Origin of the sequence: Dyella sp. SG609 (genome assembly GCF_012275375.1) — a bacterium.
GTDB lineage: Bacteria > Pseudomonadota > Gammaproteobacteria > Xanthomonadales > Rhodanobacteraceae > Dyella_D > Dyella_D marensis.
Window position 1 is genome coordinate 113,719 of the sequence record NZ_JAAZQJ010000010.1, and the last position, 24,420, is coordinate 138,138.

General features: G+C 66.8%; 18 protein-coding genes and 1 tRNA gene. 14 read left to right on the forward strand and 5 right to left on the reverse strand.

Annotation, left to right across the window (positions count from 1 at the left end; all coding sequences use genetic code 11):
* Positions 1-176 precede the first annotated feature (176 nt).
* The 11 genes from FHW85_RS17260 (at position 177) to FHW85_RS17310 (ending at position 16,795) form a co-directional block, all read left to right on the forward strand.
* Positions 177-247 (forward strand) — tRNA-Pro (locus FHW85_RS17260).
* Positions 248-718: 471 nt separating this feature from the next.
* Positions 719-1,843 (forward strand): slipin family protein, encoded by a 1,125-nt coding sequence (locus tag FHW85_RS17265; RefSeq protein ID WP_168649064.1) that lies wholly within the window; start codon positions 719-721, stop codon positions 1,841-1,843.
* A 54-nt stretch (positions 1,844-1,897) separates the two neighbouring features.
* A complete protein-coding gene (locus FHW85_RS17270; protein WP_168649065.1) occupies positions 1,898-3,109 on the forward strand; it encodes an RtcB family protein in 1,212 nt (403 codons plus the stop codon).
* A gap of 459 nt (positions 3,110-3,568) precedes the next feature.
* Entirely contained in the window at positions 3,569-4,732 is a 1,164-nt protein-coding gene (locus FHW85_RS17275; protein ID WP_168649066.1) for a DUF3142 domain-containing protein, read from the forward strand.
* Between the two features lie 67 nt (positions 4,733-4,799).
* Positions 4,800-7,232: a hypothetical protein gene (locus tag FHW85_RS17280; RefSeq protein WP_168649067.1), complete on the forward strand. Its 2,433-nt coding sequence runs from the start codon at positions 4,800-4,802 to the stop codon at positions 7,230-7,232.
* Positions 7,233-7,305: 73 nt separating this feature from the next.
* Positions 7,306-8,334, forward strand: a complete 1,029-nt coding sequence (gene queA / locus FHW85_RS17285; protein ID WP_168649068.1) for a tRNA preQ1(34) S-adenosylmethionine ribosyltransferase-isomerase QueA — start codon at positions 7,306-7,308, stop codon at positions 8,332-8,334.
* 140 nt (positions 8,335-8,474) lie between these two features.
* The gene (gene tgt, locus FHW85_RS17290) at positions 8,475-9,605 is read left to right on the forward strand and encodes a tRNA guanosine(34) transglycosylase Tgt (protein ID WP_168649069.1); all 1,131 of its coding nucleotides are present in this window, start codon (positions 8,475-8,477) and stop codon (positions 9,603-9,605) included.
* A gap of 265 nt (positions 9,606-9,870) precedes the next feature.
* On the forward strand, positions 9,871-10,209 hold the full coding sequence (gene yajC / locus FHW85_RS17295) for a preprotein translocase subunit YajC (protein WP_168649070.1): 339 nt from the start codon (positions 9,871-9,873) through the stop codon (positions 10,207-10,209).
* A 117-nt stretch (positions 10,210-10,326) separates the two neighbouring features.
* Entirely contained in the window at positions 10,327-12,198 is a 1,872-nt protein-coding gene (gene secD / locus FHW85_RS17300; protein ID WP_167252171.1) for a protein translocase subunit SecD, read from the forward strand.
* Between the two features lie 16 nt (positions 12,199-12,214).
* Positions 12,215-13,168: a protein translocase subunit SecF gene (gene secF, locus FHW85_RS17305; protein ID WP_167252170.1), complete on the forward strand. Its 954-nt coding sequence runs from the start codon at positions 12,215-12,217 to the stop codon at positions 13,166-13,168.
* A gap of 534 nt (positions 13,169-13,702) precedes the next feature.
* Positions 13,703-16,795, forward strand: a complete 3,093-nt coding sequence (locus FHW85_RS17310) for a TonB-dependent receptor (protein WP_168649071.1) — start codon at positions 13,703-13,705, stop codon at positions 16,793-16,795.
* Positions 16,796-16,917: 122 nt separating this feature from the next.
* Here FHW85_RS17310 and FHW85_RS17315 read toward each other — a convergent pair whose 3' ends face one another.
* The 5 genes from FHW85_RS17315 to FHW85_RS17335 form a co-directional block, all read right to left on the reverse strand.
* Positions 16,918-18,021, reverse strand: coding sequence for a sterol desaturase family protein (locus tag FHW85_RS17315; RefSeq protein ID WP_168649072.1), 1,104 nt, complete (start codon positions 18,019-18,021; stop codon positions 16,918-16,920).
* A 133-nt stretch (positions 18,022-18,154) separates the two neighbouring features.
* Positions 18,155-18,826, reverse strand: a complete 672-nt coding sequence (gene murU, locus FHW85_RS17320) for an N-acetylmuramate alpha-1-phosphate uridylyltransferase MurU (RefSeq protein WP_168649073.1) — start codon at positions 18,824-18,826, stop codon at positions 18,155-18,157.
* Complete coding sequence (locus FHW85_RS17325) at positions 18,823-19,833, reverse strand: phosphotransferase (RefSeq protein WP_168649107.1); 1,011 nt, start codon at positions 19,831-19,833, stop codon at positions 18,823-18,825. The genes murU and FHW85_RS17325 overlap by 4 nt, the downstream gene beginning before the upstream one ends.
* Before the next feature lie 265 nt (positions 19,834-20,098).
* Entirely contained in the window at positions 20,099-21,460 is a 1,362-nt protein-coding gene (locus FHW85_RS17330; RefSeq protein ID WP_168649074.1) for an ammonium transporter, read from the reverse strand.
* Positions 21,450-21,788 (reverse strand): P-II family nitrogen regulator, encoded by a 339-nt coding sequence (locus FHW85_RS17335; protein ID WP_167252164.1) that lies wholly within the window; start codon positions 21,786-21,788, stop codon positions 21,450-21,452. The genes FHW85_RS17330 and FHW85_RS17335 overlap by 11 nt, the downstream gene beginning before the upstream one ends.
* Positions 21,789-22,033: 245 nt before the next feature.
* On the opposite strand from FHW85_RS17335, the gene FHW85_RS17340 reads away from it, so the two are divergent.
* From FHW85_RS17340 to FHW85_RS17350, 3 genes are read left to right on the forward strand one after another with little or no spacing between them, the layout of a single operon-like run.
* Entirely contained in the window at positions 22,034-22,495 is a 462-nt protein-coding gene (locus tag FHW85_RS17340) for an SUF system Fe-S cluster assembly regulator (RefSeq protein WP_167252163.1), read from the forward strand.
* A complete protein-coding gene (gene sufB, locus FHW85_RS17345) occupies positions 22,492-23,979 on the forward strand; it encodes a Fe-S cluster assembly protein SufB (protein ID WP_167252162.1) in 1,488 nt (495 codons plus the stop codon). Before FHW85_RS17340 ends, sufB begins: the two co-directional genes overlap by 4 nt.
* Positions 23,976-24,419 (forward strand): lysozyme inhibitor LprI family protein, encoded by a 444-nt coding sequence (locus tag FHW85_RS17350; RefSeq protein WP_168649075.1) that lies wholly within the window; start codon positions 23,976-23,978, stop codon positions 24,417-24,419. The genes sufB and FHW85_RS17350 overlap by 4 nt, the downstream gene beginning before the upstream one ends.
* Position 24,420: the final 1 nt, after the last annotated feature.

The window sequence follows — 24,420 nt, forward strand, 5'->3', positions numbered from 1 at the left end:
CGGCAAGGTCTCAACAGCATTCGGGTGCGTGGCACCCACACGCATGACCGGTTGGCGACAGCCGGCCATACGAAGCATCGCCACGACAGGCTCCAGCGGTACGGGTTCCAAGCCCCGTCCGGTGCGCGCGGCTATGCCGGCAGCGTATGCCGGGCCTGCACGTTCGGTGTTTCGCAAAGACGTTAGCTCAGTCGGGTAGAGCAGTGGCTTCGGTTGCCATGTGACACCGGTTCGAATCCGGTACGTCGCTGATTTGGATAGCTCAGTCGGGATAGAGCACTGACAACAGATGTCGGTAGTCGCGGGTTCGAATCCCGCTCCAAAACCACGGGAGCGCAAGCTCCCTCACCAGGAAGCGCCCCGCGCGGCGCGGATGGTTTCATCAAGGACGATGAGCCATCGGCGCCGCAGCGCCAGCCACGCCGGACCGTCGTCCCGATAACGGGCCGATGGCCGCCGGCAAGCGGCCGGTTCGCCGTGCCGCGGACGGTGTCCGTCGCCCCGAAGGAGGCGCGACGGTCCCGCGTCGCCAGCGCCAGGGGTGCTTCCACCCTATTAATGACATCGGCCATGAAAAGGTTTATGGCCGATTATCCCGCGAGGGAGGGCTTTCTACGCCCCGCGGATTATCAAACAGGATTTTCGCGCGCCCCGGTCCGTCCGTGCGAAAGGCATTAATCGAAGGCGGCCCGCATTAAGGGATAAAGGAGTCATTCCCATGTTCTGGATCAAGCAAATCGTGGTCGGCGACGGCGAGCGCGGTTTGCTGTACCGCAACCGTCGACTGCAGCGCGTGCTCGCCCCGGGCCTGTACCGCTGTTTCGATCCGCTCAACCGTGTAGCCGTGGTGCTGCACAACGTGGCGCGGGCCGAATACGCCGGCAGCGACGCCGAGGTGCTGATGGCGGGGATGGATACGCGGCTGGCGCCGCGCTTCCTGATCGCCGACGTCGGCGTGGACCAGGTCGGCCTGGTGCTGAAGAACGGCAAGCTGGAAGACGTACTCGCGCCGGGTACCCGCAAGCTGTACTGGAAAGAGCTGGTGCCGGTGGAACTGCGCCTGGTGCCGCTGGCGGGGACGCTGGAAGTGCCAGCCGACGTGGCCAACCGTCTGCGCCAGCTCGGCGTGCTGTCGAAAATCGCCCTGGTGGTGGAGGTGCCGGCGGAATCGGCGGGCCTGTTGTTCCTGGACGGCAAGCTGGTGCGCACGCTGGCGCCGGGCAGCTACGCGTTCTGGCAGTTCAGGAAGAACGTGGCCGCCGAGGTGATCGAGCTGCGCGTGCAATCGTTGGAAGTGTCGGGCCAGGAACTGCTGACCCGCGACAAGGTGAGCCTGCGCGTGAACCTGGCCGCCAGCCTGCGCGTGACCGACCCGGTCGCCGCGCGTACCAAGGTGGCCAAGTACGGCGACTACATCTATCGCGAGCTGCAGTACGGGCTGCGCAAGGCGGTGTCGTCCAAGACGCTGGACGAGCTGCTCGGCGACAAGGCCTCGCTCGACGCCGATATCTTCGCCTACGTGTACAGCCGCGTGGCCGAGCTGGGCGTGGAAGTGCTGGGCGTCGGCATCAAGGACGTGATCCTGCCGGGCGAGATGAAGGACATCCTCAACAGCGTGGTGCAGGCGGAGAAGGCGGCCCAGGCCAATGTGATCCGCCGCCGCGAGGAGGCGAACGCCACGCGTTCCCTGCTCAATACCGCCAGGCTGATCGAGGAAAGCCCGGTGTTGATGCGCCTGAAAGAACTGGAGGCGCTGGAGAAGGTCACCGAGAAGATCGACAAGCTGACCGTGTTCGGCGGCCTGGATGGCGTGCTGAAACAGCTGGTGACCCTCAAGGAGTAAAACAGTCGCTGCGGCGGAAGGAATCGCCGCAGCGGCCCTTAAGGAACGACAAGCATGAGTAGCGGAACTTCATATCAATTACTGCACGCCGAAGGCGCCAAGCCGATCAAGGGCTGGGTCGACGGCGTGCCGCTGGAAGCGCAGGCGCATGCGCAGCTGCGCAACATCGCGGCCCTGCCGTTCGTCGGCCCGTGGGTGGCGGTGATGCCCGACGTGCACCTGGGCAAGGGCGCCACGGTGGGTTCGGTGGTGCCGACGCGCGGCGCCATCATTCCGGCCGCGGTCGGCGTGGACATCGGCTGCGGCATGGCCGCAGTGCGGACCACGCTGCGCGCAGCGGACTTGCCGGAGAGCCTGGCCCAGTTGCGTTCGAGCATCGAGCGCGGCGTGCCGGTGGGCAATGGCGAGCACCGCAGGATCCCGGACGGCATCGGCACGCGGCTGGTGCAGTCGGGGCTGGCGCAGCGGCTGGAGCTGATCAAGGCGAAGCACCGCAAGATCCGCACCGACAAGATCGAGCGGCAACTGGGTACGCTGGGCGGCGGCAATCACTTTATCGAGCTGTGCCTGGACGAAGAGGAGCGCGTGTGGGTGATGTTGCACTCCGGTTCGCGCGGCACCGGCAACCTGATCGGTACGTACTTTATCGAGCGGGCGCGCGAACAGCTGGCGCATCGCGTGCTGGGCTTCCACCTGCCGGACCGCGACCTGGCCTTCTTCATGGAAGGCGAGCCGCTGTTCGACGATTACGTGGAAGCGGTGTCCTGGGCGCAGGACTACGCCCGCCACAACCGCGAAGCGATGATGGCGCGGGTGCTGAACGAACTGCGCCACCGCCTGCCGAAGTTCCAGCTCGACAAGCAGGCGGTGAACTGCCACCACAACTATGTGCAGCGCGAGACGCACTTCGGCGAATCGCTGCTGGTCACCCGCAAGGGCGCGGTCAGCGCACGCGCGGGCGAGCTGGGCATCATCCCCGGCAGCATGGGCAGCAAGAGCTACATCGTGCGCGGCAAGGGCAACGCGGACAGCTTCCACAGCTGCAGCCACGGCGCCGGCCGCGTGATGAGCCGCGGCATGGCCAAGCAGAGCATCACCCTGGCCCAGCACCGCGAGGCCACCGCGCACGTGGAATGCCGCAAGGACTCGGGTGTGCTCGACGAATCGCCGGCGGCGTACAAGTCGATCGATGCGGTGATGGCCGCGCAGGTCGACCTGGTGGAGGTGGTGCATACGTTGCGGCAGGTGTTGTGTGTGAAGGGGTAGGGCCGATCGCCAGCCCGGTAGGTTGGGGTGAGCCATCGGCGAACCCCAACAATGCGTGGCGTGTCGATGTGCCGGTGTTGGGGTTCGCCTTCGGCTCACCCAACCTACGTTTGGTTTTCGTCCTGCTTGGTAACATGTGGCGTAGGTTGGGGTGAACCATCGGCGAACCCCAACAATGCGTGGCGCGTCGATATGCTGGTGTTGGAGTTCGCCTTTGGCTCACCCCAACCATTCCGGCGCAGGGCGAATCATCCAGTGACGACAACGTCCGGTTGTCGCAAAAGCGCATAAGAATATGCCTTGGGACATGGCGCTCGATGTGGCGCCCTGCTACTGGATTCCGGCCTGCGCCGGAATGACGGAGTAGGAAGGTGTGCGCACACTTGCTGCGTGGGGTGCCTTTGGGATGGTGAGGAGCGTTCGATGCATTTGAATTGGACAAGGGCAGGGCATTGGCTGATGGCAGCCTTGCTTGCTGGCGCGCTTGCTGCCTGCCAACCGTCCACGCCGCTGCAGCACGACGCCTACGTCTGGCAACGCCAATGGAATCCCGCCGTCACTTCTGCGCTGGCGCAATCGGCCGACGTCATTCGCGAATGGCGCGTGCTCGCGGCGCAGACCGATGCGCGCGGCGAGCTGCAGCCGGTGACGATCGATCGCGCCGCGCTCGCGGCAACGCAGCGGCCGGTGGTGCTGGTGGTGCGTATCGATGGGCAGCTGCCGCAGTGGGATGCGGACAAGCTGCTGGCGCAGACGCTGGCGCTGCGCGCTGCGTGGAATGGCGTGCCGCTGGCCGGCATCGAGATCGACCACGACTGCGGCACGGCGCGCCTTCCTGCATACGCGGAATTTCTCGCTCGACTGAAGCACGCGCTTGGCATCACGCCGCTGTCGATCACCGCCTTGCCTGCGTGGCTCGCCTCCGATCAGCTGGAACATGTCACGGCGCAAGTCGACGAAGTGGTGCTGCAAGTGCACGCCGTGCAATCGCCCCGCGCCGGCCTGTTCGATCCGGCGCTCGCCCGCGCCTGGATCGATCGCTACGCCGCGCGCGCTCGCAAGCCGTTCCGCGTCGCGCTGCCCACCTACGGCTCGCGCGTGGCCTGGGACGAGAGCGGCCGCGTCATCGCCATCGAAAGCGAAACGCCGCTGCTCGCCGGCGGCATGGAAGCGAGCGAGCTGGTCGCCGCGCCGGCGGAGGTGGCGAAGCTGCTGGCGGGGTTGCGCAGCGATCCGCCCAAGGGCCTGGCCGGCATCGTCTGGTTCCGCCTGCCCACCGTGCAGGACGCGCGCGCCTGGAGCCTGCCCACCTGGCGCGCGGTGATGGCCGGCGCGCCGCTGAAGGAAATGCTGGCGGTGTTCTTCCAGCCGGGTGCCGCGCCGGGCGCGGCCGACGTCGTGCTGCGCAACGACGGCGAAGTGGATGCGCGCCTGCCGGCGCGCATCGAGCTGCCGGCGGCCTGCAGCATCGCCGACGGCGTCAACGGCTACGTGCTGGATCGCCGCGATGGCCGCCCTTTCTTGCGACGCGAGCGCGACGGCTGGCTGCGCGCGCATTACCAGCGCGCGACCGGCTGGGCGCGCTGCGGCGGCGTTTCGGAACAACCCACGCTGGCGCCCTGATCCGGCTATTCCGCTGCGGCGTCTTTCCCCGCATCATTCACCGTCTACTTGAGGGGACGGAGTTCCGATGTACAAGCGCCAATGGATTGCCGCCGGCCTGCTCGCCGGCATCGCTGCCGCCACGGTATGGGCCTGCGGCCCGGATTTCCCCAGCCAGCTGCTGGACCATCGCGAGCTCACCCTGAAGGCCACGCCGCAGAACAGCTTCGCCTTCGAGGCGGCCAGCCTGTTGCCGGCCACCGACAAGCTGCCGGGCGACGAGCCGGGCGAGGCGCCCAAGGCCGACGACGCGGCGGCCATGGCCAGGTGGCTGGGCCTGGCGCCGGCGCAGTGGCAGCAGCTGGCTGAGCTGCGCCAGCTGCAGAGCGGCGCCGAGGTTTACGACAAGGGCAAGGGCTTGCCGGAGGACTTGCGTCTGTACGCCGCGGGTGCCGCGGATTTCGAGATCGCGCAGAGCGCCTGCGAAGGCGACGGTGCGGCGAGCGAAGACGCGCCGCCGGCCGCCGCGCACTGCATGGTGTCCAGCGGCCCGGCGATGGACCAGGCCGTGGCCAGCTTCGAAAAAGTGCTGGCCCTGCCGCCGGAGCAGGCGAAGCTGCGCTCGGTGTGGGCGGCCTACATGCTCGGCCGCATCCATGCCGAGCGCGCGCTCGACCAGGCCGGCGATGCCGCCGCGTTCAAGCGCGAGCGCGAGGCCGCGGCCAAGGCCTTCCAGCAGGCGCGCGCGCGTGCGCTGGACGGCGGCAGCGACACGCAGGGGCTGGCGCTGTCCAGCTTCGGCGAAGAAGCGCGCCTGCATCTGTTCGTCGACGGCAAGCGCTGCGGCTGGAACGAGATCGCGGGGCCGGACAACGACTGCGGCGTGCGTCTTGCGCCGGACGATCTGAAGCACGCCATCACGCTGTATGCCGCGCAGGCCGGGCATGGCTCGGGCAGCGCGGTGCAGTCGCTGTCGATCCTGGCCAATACGGCGCTGCGCGACGACACGCTCGCCGCCGCCCTGATCGACCATCCGATCGCGCAGCGCCTGCTGGTGATCTATGCGCTGGCGCGCGTCGACGACGTGGTCAGCGAAGCGGCCGACGGCAAGAGCATGACCACCAAGCCCAATCCGAACCTGGTGGCGCTGGTGGCGGCGATCGAACAGCGCGGGCTGGAGCATGTGGAAGGCGCCGACCGCCTGGCCGCGCTGGCTTATCGCGCGGGCCGCTACGACCTCGCCGCCAAGCTGGTCGACAAGGCGCCCGGCCCGCTGTCGAGCTGGGTGCGCGCCAAGCTGGCGTTGCAGAAGGGCGACCTGGCCGCGGCGACGGCGGCCTATGCCGAAGCGGTGAAGGCTTTCCCCAAGGCGAACGACCCGAAGGCCAGCATCGACCCGGACAACACCCATCTGCTGGTCGGCGAGCAGGGCGTGCTGGCGCTGGCGCGCGGCGAATACGTCGAGGCGATGGGGCGGCTGTACGACGCGGCGATCGCGGTGGGCGGCAGCGGCAACGTGTTCTATCCCGACGACGAAACCAGCGGCATCGGTTTCGGCAACGACGTGACTTACCTGGCCGAGCGCGTGCTCACCATCGACGAGCTGAAGAGCTTCGTCGACGCGCGCGTGCCGGCGTCGGCGCCGCCGGCCCCGGCCAAGGCAGGCTCCGCCGCGCCCAGCTACTACCCCGGCTCGGCGCCGTTCGGCGACACCCTGCGCTGGACGCTGGCGCGGCGCCTGATGCGCGCGGGCCGCTACGACGAAGCGCAGAACTATCTCCCGGCCAGCGGCGACGAGCGCTTCGGCAAGGACGACCTGCGCGCCAAGGCGCGCGAGTTCGCCCAGGACCTGCACGACGCCGAGCACGCCTGGACCGATATCGGCAAGGCCGAGGCGCGCTACCGCGCGGCGGCGATCCAGCGCGAGCTGGGCATGGAGCTGTTCGGCTATGAGCAGGGGCCGGACTACAACGACATGGGCGGCGGCTTCCAGGGCGGCAGCGGGCACAGCGCGGACGATCTGAAGCAGTCCTTCGTCACCGACGGCGAGCGCCAGCGCTACGCCGACACCGCGCCCAAGCCGGACCGCCGTTTCCACTACCGCTATCTGGCCGCCGACCGCGCGGCTACTGCAGCCGACCTGCTGCCGCCGCGCTCGCAAGCCTTCGCCGCAGTGCTGTGCAAGGCCAGCGGCTGGATGCTGGAAGGCCCGCCGGACTACGGCGACAACGGCGACGGCACGCCGCCGGTGGTGCCGCAGCGGCTGCTCAAGGCCAAGGCGCTGTACGACCGCTACGTGAAGCAGGGGCCGTACGTGCCCTGGGCCGAGAACTTCGGCGAAAGCTGCCCGGAGCCGGATTTCGCCAGCGCGCGGGTGATGCAGCGGCATCTTTATGTGATGAAGGCCAGGCGCGCGCTGCGGCATAACGTGCCGTTGCTTGCCGGCGGCCTGGTGCTGCTGATCGGCATCGCCAGTTTTGCCATCGTGCGCCGCCGTAAAAAGGCGGCCCGAACCGCGTGAAGCGTGCCGGCGCGGCCGGGCTGCGGGATAATGCGGCGTTTCCCGCCGCCCGCGGCCCCTGCCGAGCCCACCGTTGAAGAAGTCAGATTTCGATTTCGAGCTGCCGCCCGAACTGATCGCCCAGGCCCCGCTGCCGGAGCGCACGGCCAGCCGCCTGCTGCTGCTGGACACCCAGGCGCAGTCGCTGCAGGACCGCATGTTCCGCGACCTGCCCGGGCTGCTGCGCGCGGGCGACCTGCTGATCCTCAACGACACCCGCGTGCTGCCGGCGCGGCTGTACGGGCGCAAGGAAAGCGGCGGCGCAGTGGAGATTTTGCTGGAGCGCGTCACCGGCGCGCACGAGGCGATCGCCCAGCTGGGCGTGAGCAAGAAGCCGAAAGAGGGCGGCCGCATCGAGCTGGCCGACGGCAGCCACGCGGTGGTGCTGGGCCGCGACGGCCAGTTCTTCCGCCTGCGCTTCGAATCGCCCGAGCCGCTGGAACGCCTGCTGCGCCGCCTGGGCGAGATGCCGCTGCCGCCGTATATCGAGCGCCATGCCGATGCCAGCGACCTGGAGCGCTACCAGACGGTGTTCGCGCGCGAGCCCGGCGCGGTGGCCGCGCCCACCGCCGGCCTGCATTTCGACGAGGCCATGCTGGCGCAGCTGCGCGAGCTGGGCGTGGAGTTCGGCTATGTGACCCTGCATGTCGGCGCCGGCACCTTCCAGCCGGTGCGCGCGGACGACATCAAGGACCACCAGATGCACCGCGAATGGCTCAACGTCGGCGCGGGGCTGGTGGAGCAGGTGCGCCGCACCAGGGCGCGCGGCGGGCGGGTGATCGCGGTGGGCACCACCGTGGTGCGCGCGCTGGAGAGCGCCTGCCGCGACGGCGAGCTGCGCCCGTTCGCGGGCGAGACGCAGATCTTCATCTTCCCCGGCTACAGGTTCAGCAGCATCGACGGCCTGATCACCAACTTCCACCTGCCGCAGTCGACCCTGCTGATGCTGGTGTCCGCGCTGGCGGGGCGGGAGTTCGTGCTGCAGGCGTACCGGCATGCGGTGGCGCAGCGGTATCGGTTCTTCTCGTATGGGGACGCCATGATGATCCTGCCCCGCAGCTGACGTAGGTTGGGGTGAGCCAAAGGCGAACCCCAACATGGGCGCTGGATGTGACATCCCGTTGGGGTTCGCCTTCGGCTCACCCCAACCTACGCCGGGCGGTATTTCGCGCGTGCAAGGCCCAAAACCGCCATAATCCCCCGATGACTTCCCTCCGTTTCGACATCTCCGCCACCGACGGCGCGGCCCGGCGTGGCCGGCTTACTTTCGACCGCGGCACGGTGGAAACCCCGGCTTTCATGCCGGTGGGCACCTATGGCTCGGTCAAGGCGATGACGCCGCGCGACATCGTGGAGATCGGCGCCGAGATCATCCTGGGCAACACCTTCCACCTGTATCTGCGGCCGGGGCTGGAGATCGTGGAGCAGTTCGGCGGGCTGCACCGCTTTATCGGCTGGGACAAGCCCATCCTCACCGACTCCGGCGGCTTCCAGGTGTTCTCGCTGGCGCACAAGCGCAAGATCACCGAAGAGGGCGTGACCTTCGCCTCGCCGGTGGACGGTTCCAAAGTGTTCCTCTCGCCCGAGGAATCCATGCGCATCCAGAAGACGCTGGATTCGGACGTGGTGATGATCTTCGACGAGTGCACTCCGTACCCGGCCACCGAGCAGGTGGCGTCCACCTCGATGGAGCTGAGCCTGCGCTGGGCCGAGCGCTCGCGCCGCGCCTTCGACGATCTGCGCAACCCCAATTCGCTGTTCGGCATCGTGCAGGGCAGCGTGTACGAGAACCTGCGCCGCCGCTCCGCCGAGGGCCTGGTCGGCATCGGCTTCGACGGCTACGCGGTGGGCGGCCTGGCGGTGGGCGAGCCGGAGGCCGAGCGCAACCACACCCTGGACTTCACCGTGCCGCTGCTGCCGCAGGACAAGCCGCGCTATCTCATGGGCGTGGGCCGGCCGGAGGACATCGTCGAGGCGGTGCGCCGCGGCATCGACATGTTCGATTGCGTGATGCCCACCCGCAACGCGCGCAACGGCTTCCTGTTCACTGACGAAGGCACCCTGCGCATCCGCAACGCCAAGTACGCGATGGACACGCGGGTGATCGAGGAAGGCTGCGACTGCTACGCCTGCGCCGGCGGCTTCAGCCGCGCCTACCTGCGCCACCTGGACCGCTGCAACGAGATCCTGGCCAGCCAGCTCGCCACCATGCACAACCTGCGGCATTACCAGCGGCTGATGGCGGGACTGCGCGAGGCGATCGCCGCCGGGAAGCTGGAGGAGTTCGTGGCGGAGTTCTACGCGAAGCGGGCGCGGCCGAACGGCAGCACCTGATGGCGGCGTAGGTTGGGGTGAGCCGCAGGCGAACCCCAACCTACGCGGCACCGTGGCGCGAATCTCATTTGGAACAAGAGGGCGGGGTAAAACGCGCCGGCCCGCTTGCAAGCGGCCCCTGGGGAACCCCATAAACCCTGCTCCTGTCCGAGCCAGGGCCATCCGGCCCGTGTGCGTGAGCACCGGGGCGCATGGCATAATCCACGATCTTTTTCAGGCCTCTGGCAGAAATTTCAGCCGGGACCGCTACTTACGAGACAAGAAGATGAACTTTCCCAGCACTTTCCTGATCGCCCAGGCAGCACCGGCCGCCGGTGCCCAGGCGCCGAACCCGCTGATGACCTTCGGTCCGCTGATCCTGCTGTTCGTGGTGTTCTACTTCCTGATGATCCGCCCGCAGATGAAGCGGCAGAAGGAGCACCGCGCCATGGTCACGGCCCTGGCCAAGGGCGACGAAGTGGTGACCAACGGTGGCCTGGCCGGCCGCGTGGACGAGGTGGGCGAGTCCTTCATCACCCTCGAGATCGCGCCGAACGTGAAGATCAAGGTGCAGAAGGGCGCCGTGTCCCAGGTGCTGCCGAAGGGCTCGCTGAAGTCGTCCTGAGGTCATCCGGCGGGATGCCCCGCCACAGGCCGTCCCGCGGGGGCGGACGGCCTCGCCGCAACGCGAACGATGCTACCGCCGCGGCCCCCGTGCCGCGGCTTTTGACGGATGCAAGGCATGAGTGATTTTCCTCGCTGGAAATTTTTCCTGGTCGCCATCGTTTTGGTGCTGGGCATCGTCTACGCGTTGCCTAACGCGTTCCTGCCGCAGCCGGCGGTGCAGGTCACGGCCAACCGCAACGGCGTGGTCAACCAGGCGCTGCAGGAAAAGGCGCTGTACGCGCTGAAGCAGCAGAACATCGCCTACCAGAGCGTGGAGCTGCAGAACGACCACCTGCTGGTGAGCTTCGGCAACCCCGACGTGCAGAAGAGCGCCGGCGACGCCATCAAGGCGGCGCTGGGCGACGACTACACCGTGGCCTTCAACCTCAAGTCCACCGTGCCGGGCTGGCTGTCCATGATCCATGCGCGCTCCATGCCGCTGGGCCTGGACCTGCAGGGCGGCGTGCACTTCCTGATGGAAGTGGACCAGAACGACGTGGTCGACAAGCAGGAAACGCGCTACGCCGACGACATCCGCAGCATGCTGCGCGAGAAGAACATCCGCTACGACTCGGTCAGCCGCAATGCCGTGCGCGGCCAGGGCGTGGCCGTGGTGCTGCGCTCCGCCGCCGACCGCACTGCGGCGGCCAATGCGATCGCCACCGAATACCCGGACCTCAGCACCCAGGACGGCCAGGTCACCGGCGACCGCTTCGTGCTCAACGCCGTGCTGCGCCCGGACAAGCTGCGCGAACTCTCGCTCAACGCCGTGCGCCAGAACCTGGGCACCCTGCGCAACCGCATCAATGCGCTGGGCGTGTCCGAGCCGATCATCCAGCAGCAGGGCGACAGCCGCATCATCGTCGAGCTGGCCGGCGTGCAGGACACCGCCGAGGCCAAGAAGCTGATCGGCGCCACCGCCACCCTGGAATACCGCGCCGGCTACGGCACCCCGCAGCAGGCGGTGGATGCCAAGAACACCGGCAGCGTGCCGCCGGACGCGCGCCTGTACAAGGACACCCGCGGCAACCCGGTGCTGCTGAGCAAGAAGATCATCGTCACCGGCGACCAGCTGGTCGATGCGTCCTCGGGCAGTGACCAGACCAGCGGCTCGCCGATGGTGTCGGTCACGCTCAATGCCGCCGGCGCCAAGAAGATGCTCGACTTCACCACCAGCAACGTCGGCAAGCCGATGGGCGTGGTGTACGTCGAGCGCGTGGTCGAGACCAAGGTGGTGGACGGCAAGGAAGTGCGCACGCCGAAGATCACCGAGGAAGTGATCAACTACGCCACCGTCAACGGCGTGTTCGGCAAGAACTTCCAGACCACCGGCCTGCGCAGCGCCAAGGAAGCTTCCGAGCTGGCCCTGCTGCTGAAGGGCGGTTCGCTGGCCGCGCCGATCGACATCGTCGAGGAGCGCGTGATCGGCCCGAGCCTGGGCCAGGACAACATCGCCAAGGGCATGAAGGCCGTGCTGATCGGCCTGGGCCTGGTGCTGCTGGCCGCGGCCATCTACTACAAGCTGTTCGGCCTGGTGGCCGACATCGCGCTGTTCTTCAACCTGGTGATCCTGGTGGCGGTGATGTCGCTGGTCGGGGTGACCCTGACCATGCCGGGCATCGCCGGCATCGTGCTGACGCTGGGCATGGCGATCGACGCCAACGTGCTGATCTGCGAACGCGTGCGCGAAGAGCTGCGCAACGGTTCCTCGCCGCACGCCGCGATCCGCGCCGGCTACGAGAAGGCCTGGGCGACCATCCTGGACGCCAACGTCACCCACCTGATCGCCGCGCTGGCGCTGACCACGATGGGCTCCGGCCCGATCCGCGGCTTCGGCGTGACGCTGCTGATCGGCATCCTGACCTCGATGTTCACCTCGGTGACCCTGACCCATGCGATCACGTTGCTGATCCACGGCCACCGCAAACTCAAGACGCTGTCGGTCTGAAGAGGAACTGGCAATCATGGAAATCTTCAACCACAACGCGAACGTCAACTTCCTGGGCATGCGCAAGGTCAGCATCGGCATCGCCGTGCTGCTCATGCTCGTGTCGATCGCCCTGCTGGCTTCCCGCGGCCTCAACTACGGCCTGGACTTCACCGGCGGCATTTCCGCCGAGATCAGCTACCAGCAGCCGGTGGCCGTGGCCGACGTGCGCGAGGCGCTGGCCAAGGCGGGCATGGAGCACGCCGTGGTGCAAAGCCTGGGCGGCACCAAGGAAGTCTCGATCCGCATGCAGCCCACCGCGGCCATGCTGGACCAGGGCAAGGTGAACCTGGACAAGGTCTCGGCCGTCGTCAGCGGGGCGCTGCAGGCCGCGCGTCCCGATGCCCAGCTCAAGAGCCGCTCCTCGGTCAGCTCGCAGGTCGGCGACGAACTGCGCAGCGACGGCACCATGGCCGCGGGCCTGGTCATCCTGGGCATCGGCCTGTACCTGTGGGTGCGCTTCGAGCGGCGCTTCGCCATCGCCGCGCTGGCCACCGAGGTGCACGACGTGCTGGTGACCCTGGGCGTGCTGGTGATCACCGGCCGCGAGTTCGACCTGACCGTGCTGGCCTCGGTGCTGGCGGTGATCGGCTACTCCATCAACGACAAGGTGGTGGTGTTCGACCGTATCCGCGAGCTGTTCCGCCTGGCGCGCAAGGCCGAGCCGGTGGAGGTGCTGAACCGCTCGATCAACAGCACGCTGTCGCGAACCATCATCACCTCGCTGTTCACCGCCATCACCATGGCCGCGCTGTACTTCATCGGCGGCGCGGTGGTGCAGGGCTTCGCCATCACCATGCTGATCGGCATCCTGGTCGGTACGCTCTCGTCCATCTTCGTGGCCAGCCCGATCCTGTTGTGGCTGGGCGTGTCCAAGCAGGACCTGATGCCGCAGACCAGGGAGAACCCGGAGCTGGCGCGGCGCCCGTAAGGCATGGCGCCAGCATCCTCGGAAAGCCCGGCCTCGCGCCGGGCTTTTTTTATGCGCGGCACTGGCGCTGAGTGCGGCCATTCGATTAGCGGCTTAATCCCCGATTGCCTATTCCCAATTGAGATTAATCGCTGAGTCGCGATTACTTGCCGCATTGCCACGCAAGATATTGCGAAGCGGCTCAATGTATTGCGGGCGCTATTTCCGGCGTTCGCAGATTCGGGCGCGGAAGAGGGGAATGGCGATGGCTTGAAAACCGCAGCGCTGTGCGATTCATTAAGTAAATGTTGACTTGATGTAACGGTCGACGTTATTTTCGGTATGTTCCTGATGCGACAGTCAGACGACAGCTTGCTTACAGCCACGGGAGGCCCGCAAGAAATCGTCGCCGCAGAGGGGAACGCAGAGGGGCAGTCTGCAGGGGGAGTTACCTACAGGCGCAGTCTTTGCAAACTTTTGGCCTATCGCCCGCATTGCGGGCGGTTTTGCTCAATTTTGCCCACACCCCACGTGGGCGTTTTCGGGGAGATCCAAATGAGTTTTCGTTCCTTGAATCGCGGCTATCTGCGTCATACGGCGCTTGCCGCTGCGCTGACCATGGCCGGCGTGTCCGGCGTTGCGTTCGGCCAGGCCACCACCGGCAACATCACCGGTCAGGCTGAAGCCGGCGACACCGTGACGATCACCAGCGCCACCGGCCTGAACCGCCAGGTGACGGTCGACGCCAGCGGCCGCTACAGCGCCACCAACCTGCCGGTCGGTTCCTACACCGTCACCCTGCAGAAGGGCGGCTCCACGGTCGACACCCGCAAGGACGTCACCCTGACCGTCGGTTCGACCACGGAAGTCTCGTTCGCCTCGGCCAACAACGCCTCGTCGCTGTCCGCCGTGACGGTGACGGCCAACGCGCTGCCGGCCATCGACGTCTCCGGCGTCGACTCGCGCACGGTGATCACCTCCCAGCAGCTGGCTCGCCTGCCGCTCGCGCGCAGCGCCGAAGCGATCGCGCTGCTGGCCCCGGGCGTGGTCCAGGGCAGCAGCTACTTCTCCGGCAACATGGGCGGCCCGCTGGTTTCGTTCGGCGGTTCGTCGGTGACGGAGAACGCGTACTACATCAACGGCTTCAACACCACCGACCCGCTGAGCGGCCTGGGCGGCCTGAGCCTGCCCTACGGCGCGATCGACCAGCAGGAAATCCTCACCGGCGGCTACGGCGCGGCTTACGGCCGTTCGGACGGCGGCGTGATCAGCCAGGTCGGCAAGCGCGGCACCAACGAGTGGCATTTCGGCGGCCAGGTCCTGTGGACCCCGACCTCGCTCGAGAGCGACCCGAAGAACTACTACTACGTCAACAAGGACGGTTCGAACGGCAAGCTCCGCCAGTACCGCAACGACAACAAGTCCTGGACCACCACGTATTCCGCCTATGTCGGCGGTCCGCTGGTCAAGGACAAGCTGTTCTTCTTCCTGGCCGCCGAATACGAGCGTGAGCAGGGCAAGAACACCAGCCTGAGCTCGGCTGCCGGCGTCGGCCCGAACACCGCTCCGTTCGTCGACCACGGCAAGATCAACAGCCCGAAGTGGTACGGCAAGCTGGACTGGAACATCACCGACAGCAACATCCTCGAAGTGACCGGCGTCTCCAACAAGACGTCGTACAACGGCACGCTGAACAACTTCGACTACGGCACGCTGAAGGAAGGCTCCTTCAACAGCTACGACACGTCGGTCAAGAACTCGTTCGATCTGTACACGACCAAGTTCACCAGCTACATCACCGATGACCTGACCCTGTCGGTGCAGTACGGCAAGATGAAGGGCAAGTACTACACCAACACCCCGGGCTACGATCCGACCAACCCGTACCTGTTCACCACGGAAAACCAGAACCCGGACATCACCGGCGGCAATCCGATCACGAACAACCAGACGGTTTCGACGATCAACCTGCCGGGTCACAAGACCACCAACACCAACCTGCGCGTCGACCTGACCTACAAGCTCGGTGACCACACCATCACCGGCGGTATCGACAACCAGGACGTGCGCAACACCGACGCCGGTACCGAATTCCCCGCCGCTGGCCTCGGCTATGCGTGGGAATACAACACCATGGACGGCGATCCGGACACCTACATCATCGGTGGCCCGGGTACCGCTCAGCCGGGTGCCGACTGGCACAACTCGCCGTGGGTGGCCAACACCGGCTCGCAGCCGGGCGGTGAGACCGGCTACTACGTGGCCCGCTACCGCTACCACGACAACGCCTCGGTCCGCGTGCAGCAGCGCGCCCAGTACCTGCAGGACGACTGGCAGATCAACGACCGCTGGCTGGTCAAGATCGGCCTGCGCAACGACCAGTTCACCAACTTCGGTGCTTCCGGTGCGCCGTACCTGCGCCTGACCAAGCCGCAGTGGGCTCCGCGCGTGGGCTTCAGCTGGGACGTCTACGGCGACTCCAGCTTCAAGGTCTACGGCAACGCCGGCCGCTACTACCTGGCGATGCCGACCAGCGTGGCGCTGCGTTCGGCGGGTTCCTCGCTGTACACCCGCGAGTACTTCACCTACACGGGTATCGACGCCAACGGCGTGCCGACCGGCCTGACCCCGATCGACACCAGCCGCGGCGCGGGCGCTCCGTTCTCCGCCAACGGCGAGTACGGCCAGCCGCGCGATCCGAACGTCGCTTCCGCGCGTGACCTGAAGTCCGAGTACCAGGACGAGTTCATCCTCGGCTTCGACAAGAAGCTGGGCGACTCGTGGGTCTACGGCGCCAAGGCCACCTACCGCAAGCTGCGCAACGCGATCGACGATATCGGCGACAACGTTTCGATCATCCGCAAGATGAACGAGCTGGGCATCGATCCGGCCACCTACGACGCCACCCAGGTGCCGGGCAGCATCCTGATCAATCCGGGCAAGAGCGCGACCTTCCTGATTCCGAAGCTCGCCGGCGGCTATTACAGCGTCCCGATGGACTGGCAGAAGGACTTCGGCTTCAACACCACGATGAAGCGCAAGTACTACGGCCTGAACCTGTTCCTGGAGCATCCGTTCGACGGCAAGTGGTACGGCCGCGTGGACTACGTGTGGTCGCATAGCTTCGGCAACTCGGAAGGCCAGGTGCGTTCGGATATCGGCCAGACCGACGTCTCGGCGACGGTGGACTGGGACTACGCCCAGGTCATGGACTACGCCAACGGCTCGCTCTCGAACGACCGCCGTCACCAGATCAAGGCCTACGGCTCGTATCAGATCGCTCCGGAGTGGATGGTTTCCGGTAACCTCGCGATCCTGTCCGGCACGCCGCGCACCTGCCTTGGCCTGTACGGCGCGGACGAGACCAATCCGGGTCTCGGCTACGGTCCGTACTACCACTTCTGCGACGGCAAGCCGTGGTCGCCTGGCACCACCCGCAACCCGTGGACCTACCTGCTGAGCGTCAGCGCCGAGTACCGTCCGGAATGGGCGGACAAGAAGCTGGGCTTCAACGTGATGGTCTACAACGTGCTGAACAAGCAGACCACCACGCAGGTCTACGCGATCTCGACCAGCTCGAGCTACCTGCGTCCGATCAGCTCGCAGACCCCGCGTTATGTCCGCTTCGGTGTGACGTACGACTTCTGATGCAGGCTGATGGCCACGGAGCTTCGGCTCCGTGGCAAGTAGAAAAGAAAGAGCCGCCGGGGAACCGGCGGCTCTTTTGTTTTGGTGCAACGGTCGGCGTCAGGCCTGCCGAATAAAACGGTTCATGCCGCCGGCGTACTCGAACTGGCTACCACGCTGTCGTCGATGACGATCGGTGGCGGGGAGGGCGGTGCCACCATGTGGTGCAGATCCAGATGCTCCACCGGTATCGGCTCATACCCCGGCCCGAACGCCACCTCGCCCAGCCTCCATCCCGCCGGCCGCCGCACCGCACCCCAGAACCGCTTGAACGCGGCCCAGTGCAGCCCGATCAGGCCGTGCTCGTTATCGGCATCGACGGTGGGGTCGCCCACGCCCGTCGGCCGCGGCGCCATGCCGTAGAGCGAGGTGCCGAACAGCACGTCCCACACCGACAGCACCTGGCCGAAGTTGCAGTTGTGCAGGCCCGGGCGTTCCGGATCCACCAGCATATGGTGCAAGCGGTGGAATTTCGGATCGACGAACACGCGCCCGAGCACCGGTCCGAAGCCGATGCGCACGTTCGCGTGCGAGAAGTTCTGCACCAGTTCGCCCAGCAGCACCAGCCATGCGAACTGGTCCGGCTCCACGCCCATCACGATGCCGACCGTGGCCAGCACCATCGACTGCAGGAAGCCGTCGACCAGGCTGCCGCGGTCGTTGGTCCAGCAGCTCATCTGGCGCTGGCTGTGATGCATGCTGTGCAGTGCCCACCACCAGGGCAGGGCGTGCTGCAGGCGGTGCATCCAGTAATAGACGAAGTCGTAGGCCACGTAATAGCAGCCGAATAGCAGCCACGGATGCTGCTTCAGCCACGGCACCCAGTGCGTGATGGCGAGTGGCGAGACGCTGGCGTCGGAGGGGCCGGTGTCCGGGCCGCCGAAGTAATTGGCGATCGGCGTCAGCACCAGGAAGCTGAAGACCGGGAAGATGCCGACCAGCATCATCAGCGTGTACTGGAAATCCACGCGGGTGAGCTTGCGGTCGGCCCAGCGCTCGGCGGGCAGCAGGGTTTCCAGCGGGCGGAAGATCAGGCCGATGATGCCCAGCTGCAAGGTGGCGATCAGCAGCGATTCGGCGATGTCCTTGGGGTCGCCCGCCAGCCCCTGCAGATGCAGCAGCTGCAGCACGGGGAGCACGCCATGCCCGGCAAACCAATCGACGAGACGGGACCAGAGTTCGGCCATCGGCGAAACCTTGCAAGAAGAGACGGACGATCCTGCAGGTGGAATGCGGACTTGCTACAGAACCGGTCAGTACAGAATAGCGCCGGGCGGCGCTGCCATCCAAGCTCGGCAGGATTTTGCGGGCACGCCAGGTTCAGCCGCGGCGCAAGTGCGCGTCCAGCTCCGCCAGCTGGGCCGGGTTGCCCAGGTTGCGCCAGAAACCGTCGTAGCGTTCGCCGCTGAGCTGTCCATCGCGCATCGCCTGCTGGTACAGCGGCAGCAGCTTGAAGCGCCCGGGCGCATGGCCGTGCACGAATTGCGGCCGGTACACGCCGATATTGCCGAAGGTGAGCCGCTCGCCCGCGCCTTGTTCCTGCAACTGGCCTTCGTGCAGCACGAAGTCGCCCGCGGCATGCCAATCCGGATTCGGCACCATCACCAGATGGGCGAGGCCGGCGGGTTCCCATGGCAACTTCGCGTAGTCGTAATCGCAGTAGATGTCGGCGCTGACCGCGATGAACGGTTCCGGCCCCAGCAGCGGCAGCGCATTGAGCATGCCGCCGCCGGTTTCCAGCGGGGTGGGGCCTTCGTAGGCGTAGCGGATGCGCAGGCCCCAGCGCGAACCATCGCCCAGCGCCTCCGGGAACTGGTCCGCCAGATGCGAGGTATTGATCACCACGTAGTGCACGCCCACCGCCGCGAGCTTTTCCAGGTGCCACACGATCAGCGGCTTGCCACCCGCCATGAGCAAGGGCTTGGGCGTGCGGTCGGTAAGCGGGCGCATGCGCTCGCCCAGGCCGGCGGCAAAGATCAGCGCGTGCCTCATGCGGCCACCTGGGTGAGGTCGCGGCCGGCCGCGTGGCGTTCCAGCAGCGCGGCGAAGTCCGCCAGTTCCGGATAGCTGCGCGCCACCGTGCTGACGTAGCGATAGACCGTCGGCACGTCGGCGAGATAGCCCGGCTTGCCGTCGCGATACCACAGCCGATAGAACTGGCCGAGCACGCGCACGTGGCGGTGCAGGCCGGTGAGGTCGAACCAGCGCAGGAAGCGCGCGGCGTCCACGCCCGCATCGATCACCCCGGCGCCGAGCAGGCGCTGGCGGTACGACTCCACCCAGGCTTCGATGCGTTCGCGCGGCCACACGATGTAGGCGTCGCGCAGCAGCGAGGCGAGGTCGTAGGTGACGGGGCCGGCGAGTGCGCCCTGGAAGTCGATCACGCCGGGATTGTTGCGTTCGACGACGAGCAGGTTGCGGCTATGGTAATCGCGGTGCACGAAGCAGCGCGGTTGCTCCAGCGCGTTGCTGACGATCAGTTCGAACGCCGCTTCCAACACCTTCCGCTCTTCGCCACTGGGCGTGTGGCCCAGGTGGCGGGTGAGAAACCACTCCGGCATCACTTCCAGGCCGCGCACCAGCACCTCGCGGTCGAACGGCGGCAGGTCGCGGTAGTCCATGCGCGTCTGCATCCGCAGCAGCGCATCCATCGCATCGCCGTACAGCGCGTCGGCGTTGCGCTCGTTCAAGGCCGACAGGTACAGCCGGTGGCCGAGGTCTTCGATCAGCAGGAAACCCTGCTGCAGATCCTGCGCCCGCACCGCCGGCACATGCAGTCCCGCGGCGGCGAGGCGTTCGCCGATGGCCAGCCAGGGGCGCGGGTCTTCGCGGTCCGGCGGCGAGTCCATCACGATCCAGCTGCTGCCCTGATGGTGCGTGCGCCAGTAGCTGCGGAAGCTGGCGTCGGAGGAAGCCGATTCCAGCGTGAGCGTGGCATCGTCGAGAACGGAGCGGGCCCAGGCGAGGCGGGCGGCGGAGCGGTCGGTCATGGCGGGCAGCTTAGCGGCCGCCGCCAGACCTCGCCAATCCACAAGCCGGCGTAGGTTGGGGTGAGCGCAGCGAACCCCAACGCATCGCAACTATTAAGCCCCTCTCCCCTCGGGAGAGGGGTTGGGGTGAGGGTGCGGTCGGAGCGTAGGAGTGATGTGTATCGCTCCGCCCGTACCCTCATCCGGCTGCCGCCACCTTCTCTCCCACGGGGACTACCTTCGGGTCGCCGGAGGGAGAAGGATTCCAGTTTGTAGACCGAGGCCAGTTGGTTAATCAGGAGAGGTTGTAAGCCTTCTCTTCGTGCAGCGCGATATCCAGCCCCACCATTTCCTGCTCGTCATCCACGCGCAGGCCCAGCGTCTTGTCGATCAGCTTCAGCAGCACGAAGCTCAGCACGGCGCTCCAGGCGATGGTGAAGCCCACGCCCTTGGCCTGGATCCACAGCTGGCCCCACAGCGAGGTGACCGTGCCGAAGCCGCCCAGCGCCGGCGAAGCCAGCGGGCCGGTGAGCAGGCCGCCGAGAATGCCCGCCACCGCGTGCACGCCGAACACGTCGAGCGAGTCGTCGTAGCCGAACTTGTGCTTCAGCCGCGTGGCGCTGAAGAAACACACCACGCCGGCGGCAAAGCCCAGCACCAGCGATCCGCCCGGCCCCGCGGTGCCGGCCGCCGGCGTCACCGCCACCAGTCCCGCCACCGCGCCGGAGACGATGCCCAGCACGCTGGGCCGCCCATGCACCACCCACTCGGCCACCAGCCAGCCCAGCGCGGCGGCGGCGGTGGCGATCTGCGTCACCAGCATGGCCATGCCGGCACTGCCGTTGGCGGCCACCGCGGAACCCGCGTTGAAGCCGAACCAGCCCAGCCACAGCAGGCTGGCGCCGACCACCGTGTAGCCGAGGTTGTGCGGCGGCATCGGCACGTGCGGAAAGCCTCGGCGCTTGCCGATCACCAGGCAGGCGACCAGGCCGGCGATACCCGCATTGATGTGCACCACCGTGCCGCCGGCGAAATCCAGCACGCCCAGGTCGCCCAGCAGGGAGCCGGGGCCGCTCCATACCATGTGCGCCACCGGCAGGTAGACGAAGGTCAGCCACAGCCCGCTGAACCACAGCATGGCGCTGAACTTCATGCGCTCCGCATAGGCGCCGACGATGAGCGCGGGCGTGATGATGGCGAAGGTCATCTGGAACATCACGAACACCGCCTCGGGCACCGTCTGGTAGCGCGAGTCGGGCTTGAGGCCGGCCAGCATCGCGCGATCGAGTCCGCCGATGATGGAATGCCAACCGATGCTGCCGGCCTGCATGCCCTCCGTGCTGAAGGCCAGCGAATAGCCGTAGACGATCCACAGCACCGTCACCATCGCGGTGATGGCGAAGCACTGCATCAGCACCGACAGCAGGTTCTTCGCGCGCACCATGCCGCCGTAGAACAGCGCCAGGCCCGGAATGGTCATCAGCAGCACCAGGGCGGTGGCGGTGAGCATCCAGGCGGTGTCGCCGCTGTCGATATGCGCAGGCGCGGCGGCCTGCCCCCATGCCGGCAGCGCGACCGATGCGAGCAATGCTCCCAGCGCGAGGAGGCGTCCCGCTCCCCGTTCCCCATTCCCCGTTACCCGCCTCTCAAAGCGCATCGGTGTCGACCTCCATGGTGCGGATGCGGATCGCCTGTTCCAGCTCGCTGACGAAGATCTTGCCGTCGCCGATCTTGCCGGTGCGCGCCGCGCCGCTGATCGCCTCGATCGCCTGCTCCAGCTGCTCGTCGGCCACCGCCACTTCGATCTTCAGCTTGGGCAGGAAATCCACCACGTACTCGGCGCCGCGGTACAGCTCGGTGTGGCCGTGCTGGCGGCCGAAGCCCTTGACCTCGGTGACTGTCATGCCGGCGACGCCGGCCTCGGACAGGGCTTGCCGGACGTCGTCCAGCGTGAAGGGTTTGATGATCGCGGTAAGCCACTTCATCCGGCGCTTTCCCCATGGCGGATTGATATGTGGCAGCGCAGCACGTTGCGTGCCAGCCGGATCAGCAATATCGGCATGCGCAGATTCAATGACTTAGAGCAGCGGCTTCTCCGATCAAGCTCCGCCTTGGCGCGTCCGCGGCGCCGGCTGCCCGTGTTTGGTGCAACGCCGCTCGATTGACCCGAACCCGCTTAATCCGTACCATTTTGGTCCCGATTCCCCGATCCCCGCCGCCTTCCGTCCCCATGCTCCGCGTCAGCCGCCTTACCGATTACGCCACGGTGGTGATGACCTGCATCGCCGTGCATCCGCACGACGTGCTCAGCACCGCGCAGATCGCCGACGAGGCGCGGCTGGAGCTGCCCACCGTGAGCAAGCTGCTGAAGTCGCTGAGCCACGCGGGGCTGGTCGAATCGTTCCGCGGCGTCAACGGCGGCTACCGGCTGGCGCGTCCGGCCGAAGCCATCTCGCTGGCGCAGATTGTGGAAGCGATGGAAGGACCGATCGGCATGACCGAATGCGGCGTCGCCACGGGGCAGTGCGAGCGCGAATCGCAATGCAACGTGCGCGGCAGCTGGCGGTTGGTGAGCCACGTGGTGGACAACGCCCTGCGCGCCGTCAGCCTCGCCGACATGCTCAAGCCGCAACCCGCGCCGCCGGTGGCGACCGTCGCACTCAGCACCCTGAAAAGCAGGACCACCGCATGACTCACGAACCCAGCAACACGGCCGTCGAAGCCAGCGCCGCCACGCTGCTGCGCGACAACGCCGAAGTAGCGGAAGCGCTAGGCCGCCGCTACGAGGCCGGCTTCGTCACCGACATCGAAACCACCAGCCTGCCGCCCGGCCTCGACGAGGACATCATCCGCCAGCTCTCCGCGATCAAGCAGGAGCCCGAATGGATGACCGAGTGGCGCCTGCAGGCCTATCGCCACTGGCTGACCATGCCGTCGCCGGACTGGGCCAAGCTGAACCTCGCGCCGATCGACTACCAGGCGATCAGCTACTACGCCGCGCCCAAGGCCGGCCCCAAGTCGCTGGACGAAGTCGACCCGAAGCTACTGGAAACCTACGACAAGCTCGGCGTGCCGCTGCACGAGCGCGCCAAGCTGGCCGGCGTGGCGGTGGACGCGGTGTTCGACTCGGTCTCCGTCGGCACCACCTTCCGCAAGGAGCTGGCCGCGGCCGGCGTGATCTTCTGCTCGATGAGCGAGGCGATCCGCGAGCACGGCGACCTGGTGCAGCAATACCTGGGCAGCGTGGTGCCCACCGGCGACAACTACTTCGCCGCGCTCAATTCCGCGGTGTTCTCCGACGGCTCCTTCGTATTCGTGCCCAAGGGCGTGCGCTGCCCGATGGAGCTGTCCACCTACTTCCGCATCAATGCGATGAACACGGGGCAGTTCGAGCGCACCCTGATCGTGTGCGAGGACGACGCCTACGTGTCGTACCTGGAAGGCTGCACCGCGCCGATGCGCGACGAGAACCAGCTGCACGCCGCGGTGGTGGAACTGGTGGCGCTGGAACGCGCGCAGATCAAATACTCCACGGTGCAGAACTGGTACCCGGGCGACGAGAACGGCGTCGGCGGCATCTACAACTTCGTGACCAAGCGCGGCGACTGCCGCGGCGCGGATTCGAAGATCTCCTGGACCCAGGTGGAAACCGGTTCGGCGATCACCTGGAAATACCCCAGCTGCGTGCTGCGCGGCGACCGCTCGGTGGGCGAGTTCTATTCGGTGGCGCTCACCCACCATCGCCAGCAGGCCGACACCGGCACCAAGATGATCCACATCGGCAAGCACACCAAGTCGAAGATCGTCTCCAAGGGCATCAGCGCCGGCCGCAGCTCCAATGCCTACCGCGGCCTGGTCAAGGTGGAGAAGGGCGCCGAGGGCGCGCGCAACTACACCCAGTGCGATTCGCTGCTGATCGGCAAGCGCTGCGGCGCGCACACCTTCCCGTACATGGAAGTGAAGAACCCCAGCGCCATCGTCGAGCACGAGGCCACCACCTCGAAGATCTCCGACGACCAGCTGTTCTACTGCCGCAGCCGCGGCATCAGCGAGGAAGACGCCGTGTCGATGATCGTCGACGGTTTCTGCAAGCAGGTGTTCCGCGAGCTGCCGATGGAATTCGCGGTGGAAGCGAAGAAGCTGCTGGAGGTATCGCTGGAAGGAGCCGTCGGATGAAGCGCGCGCTCGCTTTCCTTGTTTGCGCCGCGCTGCCGCTGGCGGCCGTGGCCCAGCAGCCCGACTGCAAGGCGCCGGGTACGCAGCTGGAGATCGACGCCTGCGCCGGCGCCGATTTCAGCAAGGCCGACGCCGAACTCAACAGCGTGTGGAAAAGCATCCTGGCCAAGTACAAGGACCAGCCGCAGTTCCTGGACAAGCTCAAGGCCTCGCAGCGCCTGTGGCTGCAGTTCCGCGACGCCGAGCTGGAAGCGCTCTATCCGGTGGCCAAGGGCCAGGACGCGCGCGTCCAGTACGGCAGCATGTATCCCACCTGCTACACCGGCGCCAAGGCGAAGCTCACCCGCCAGCGCACCGAACAACTCAAGGTCTGGCTGGACGGCGCCCAGGAAGGCGACACCTGCTCCGGCTCCATCAAGAACTCCGCGGATTTGAAGTGAC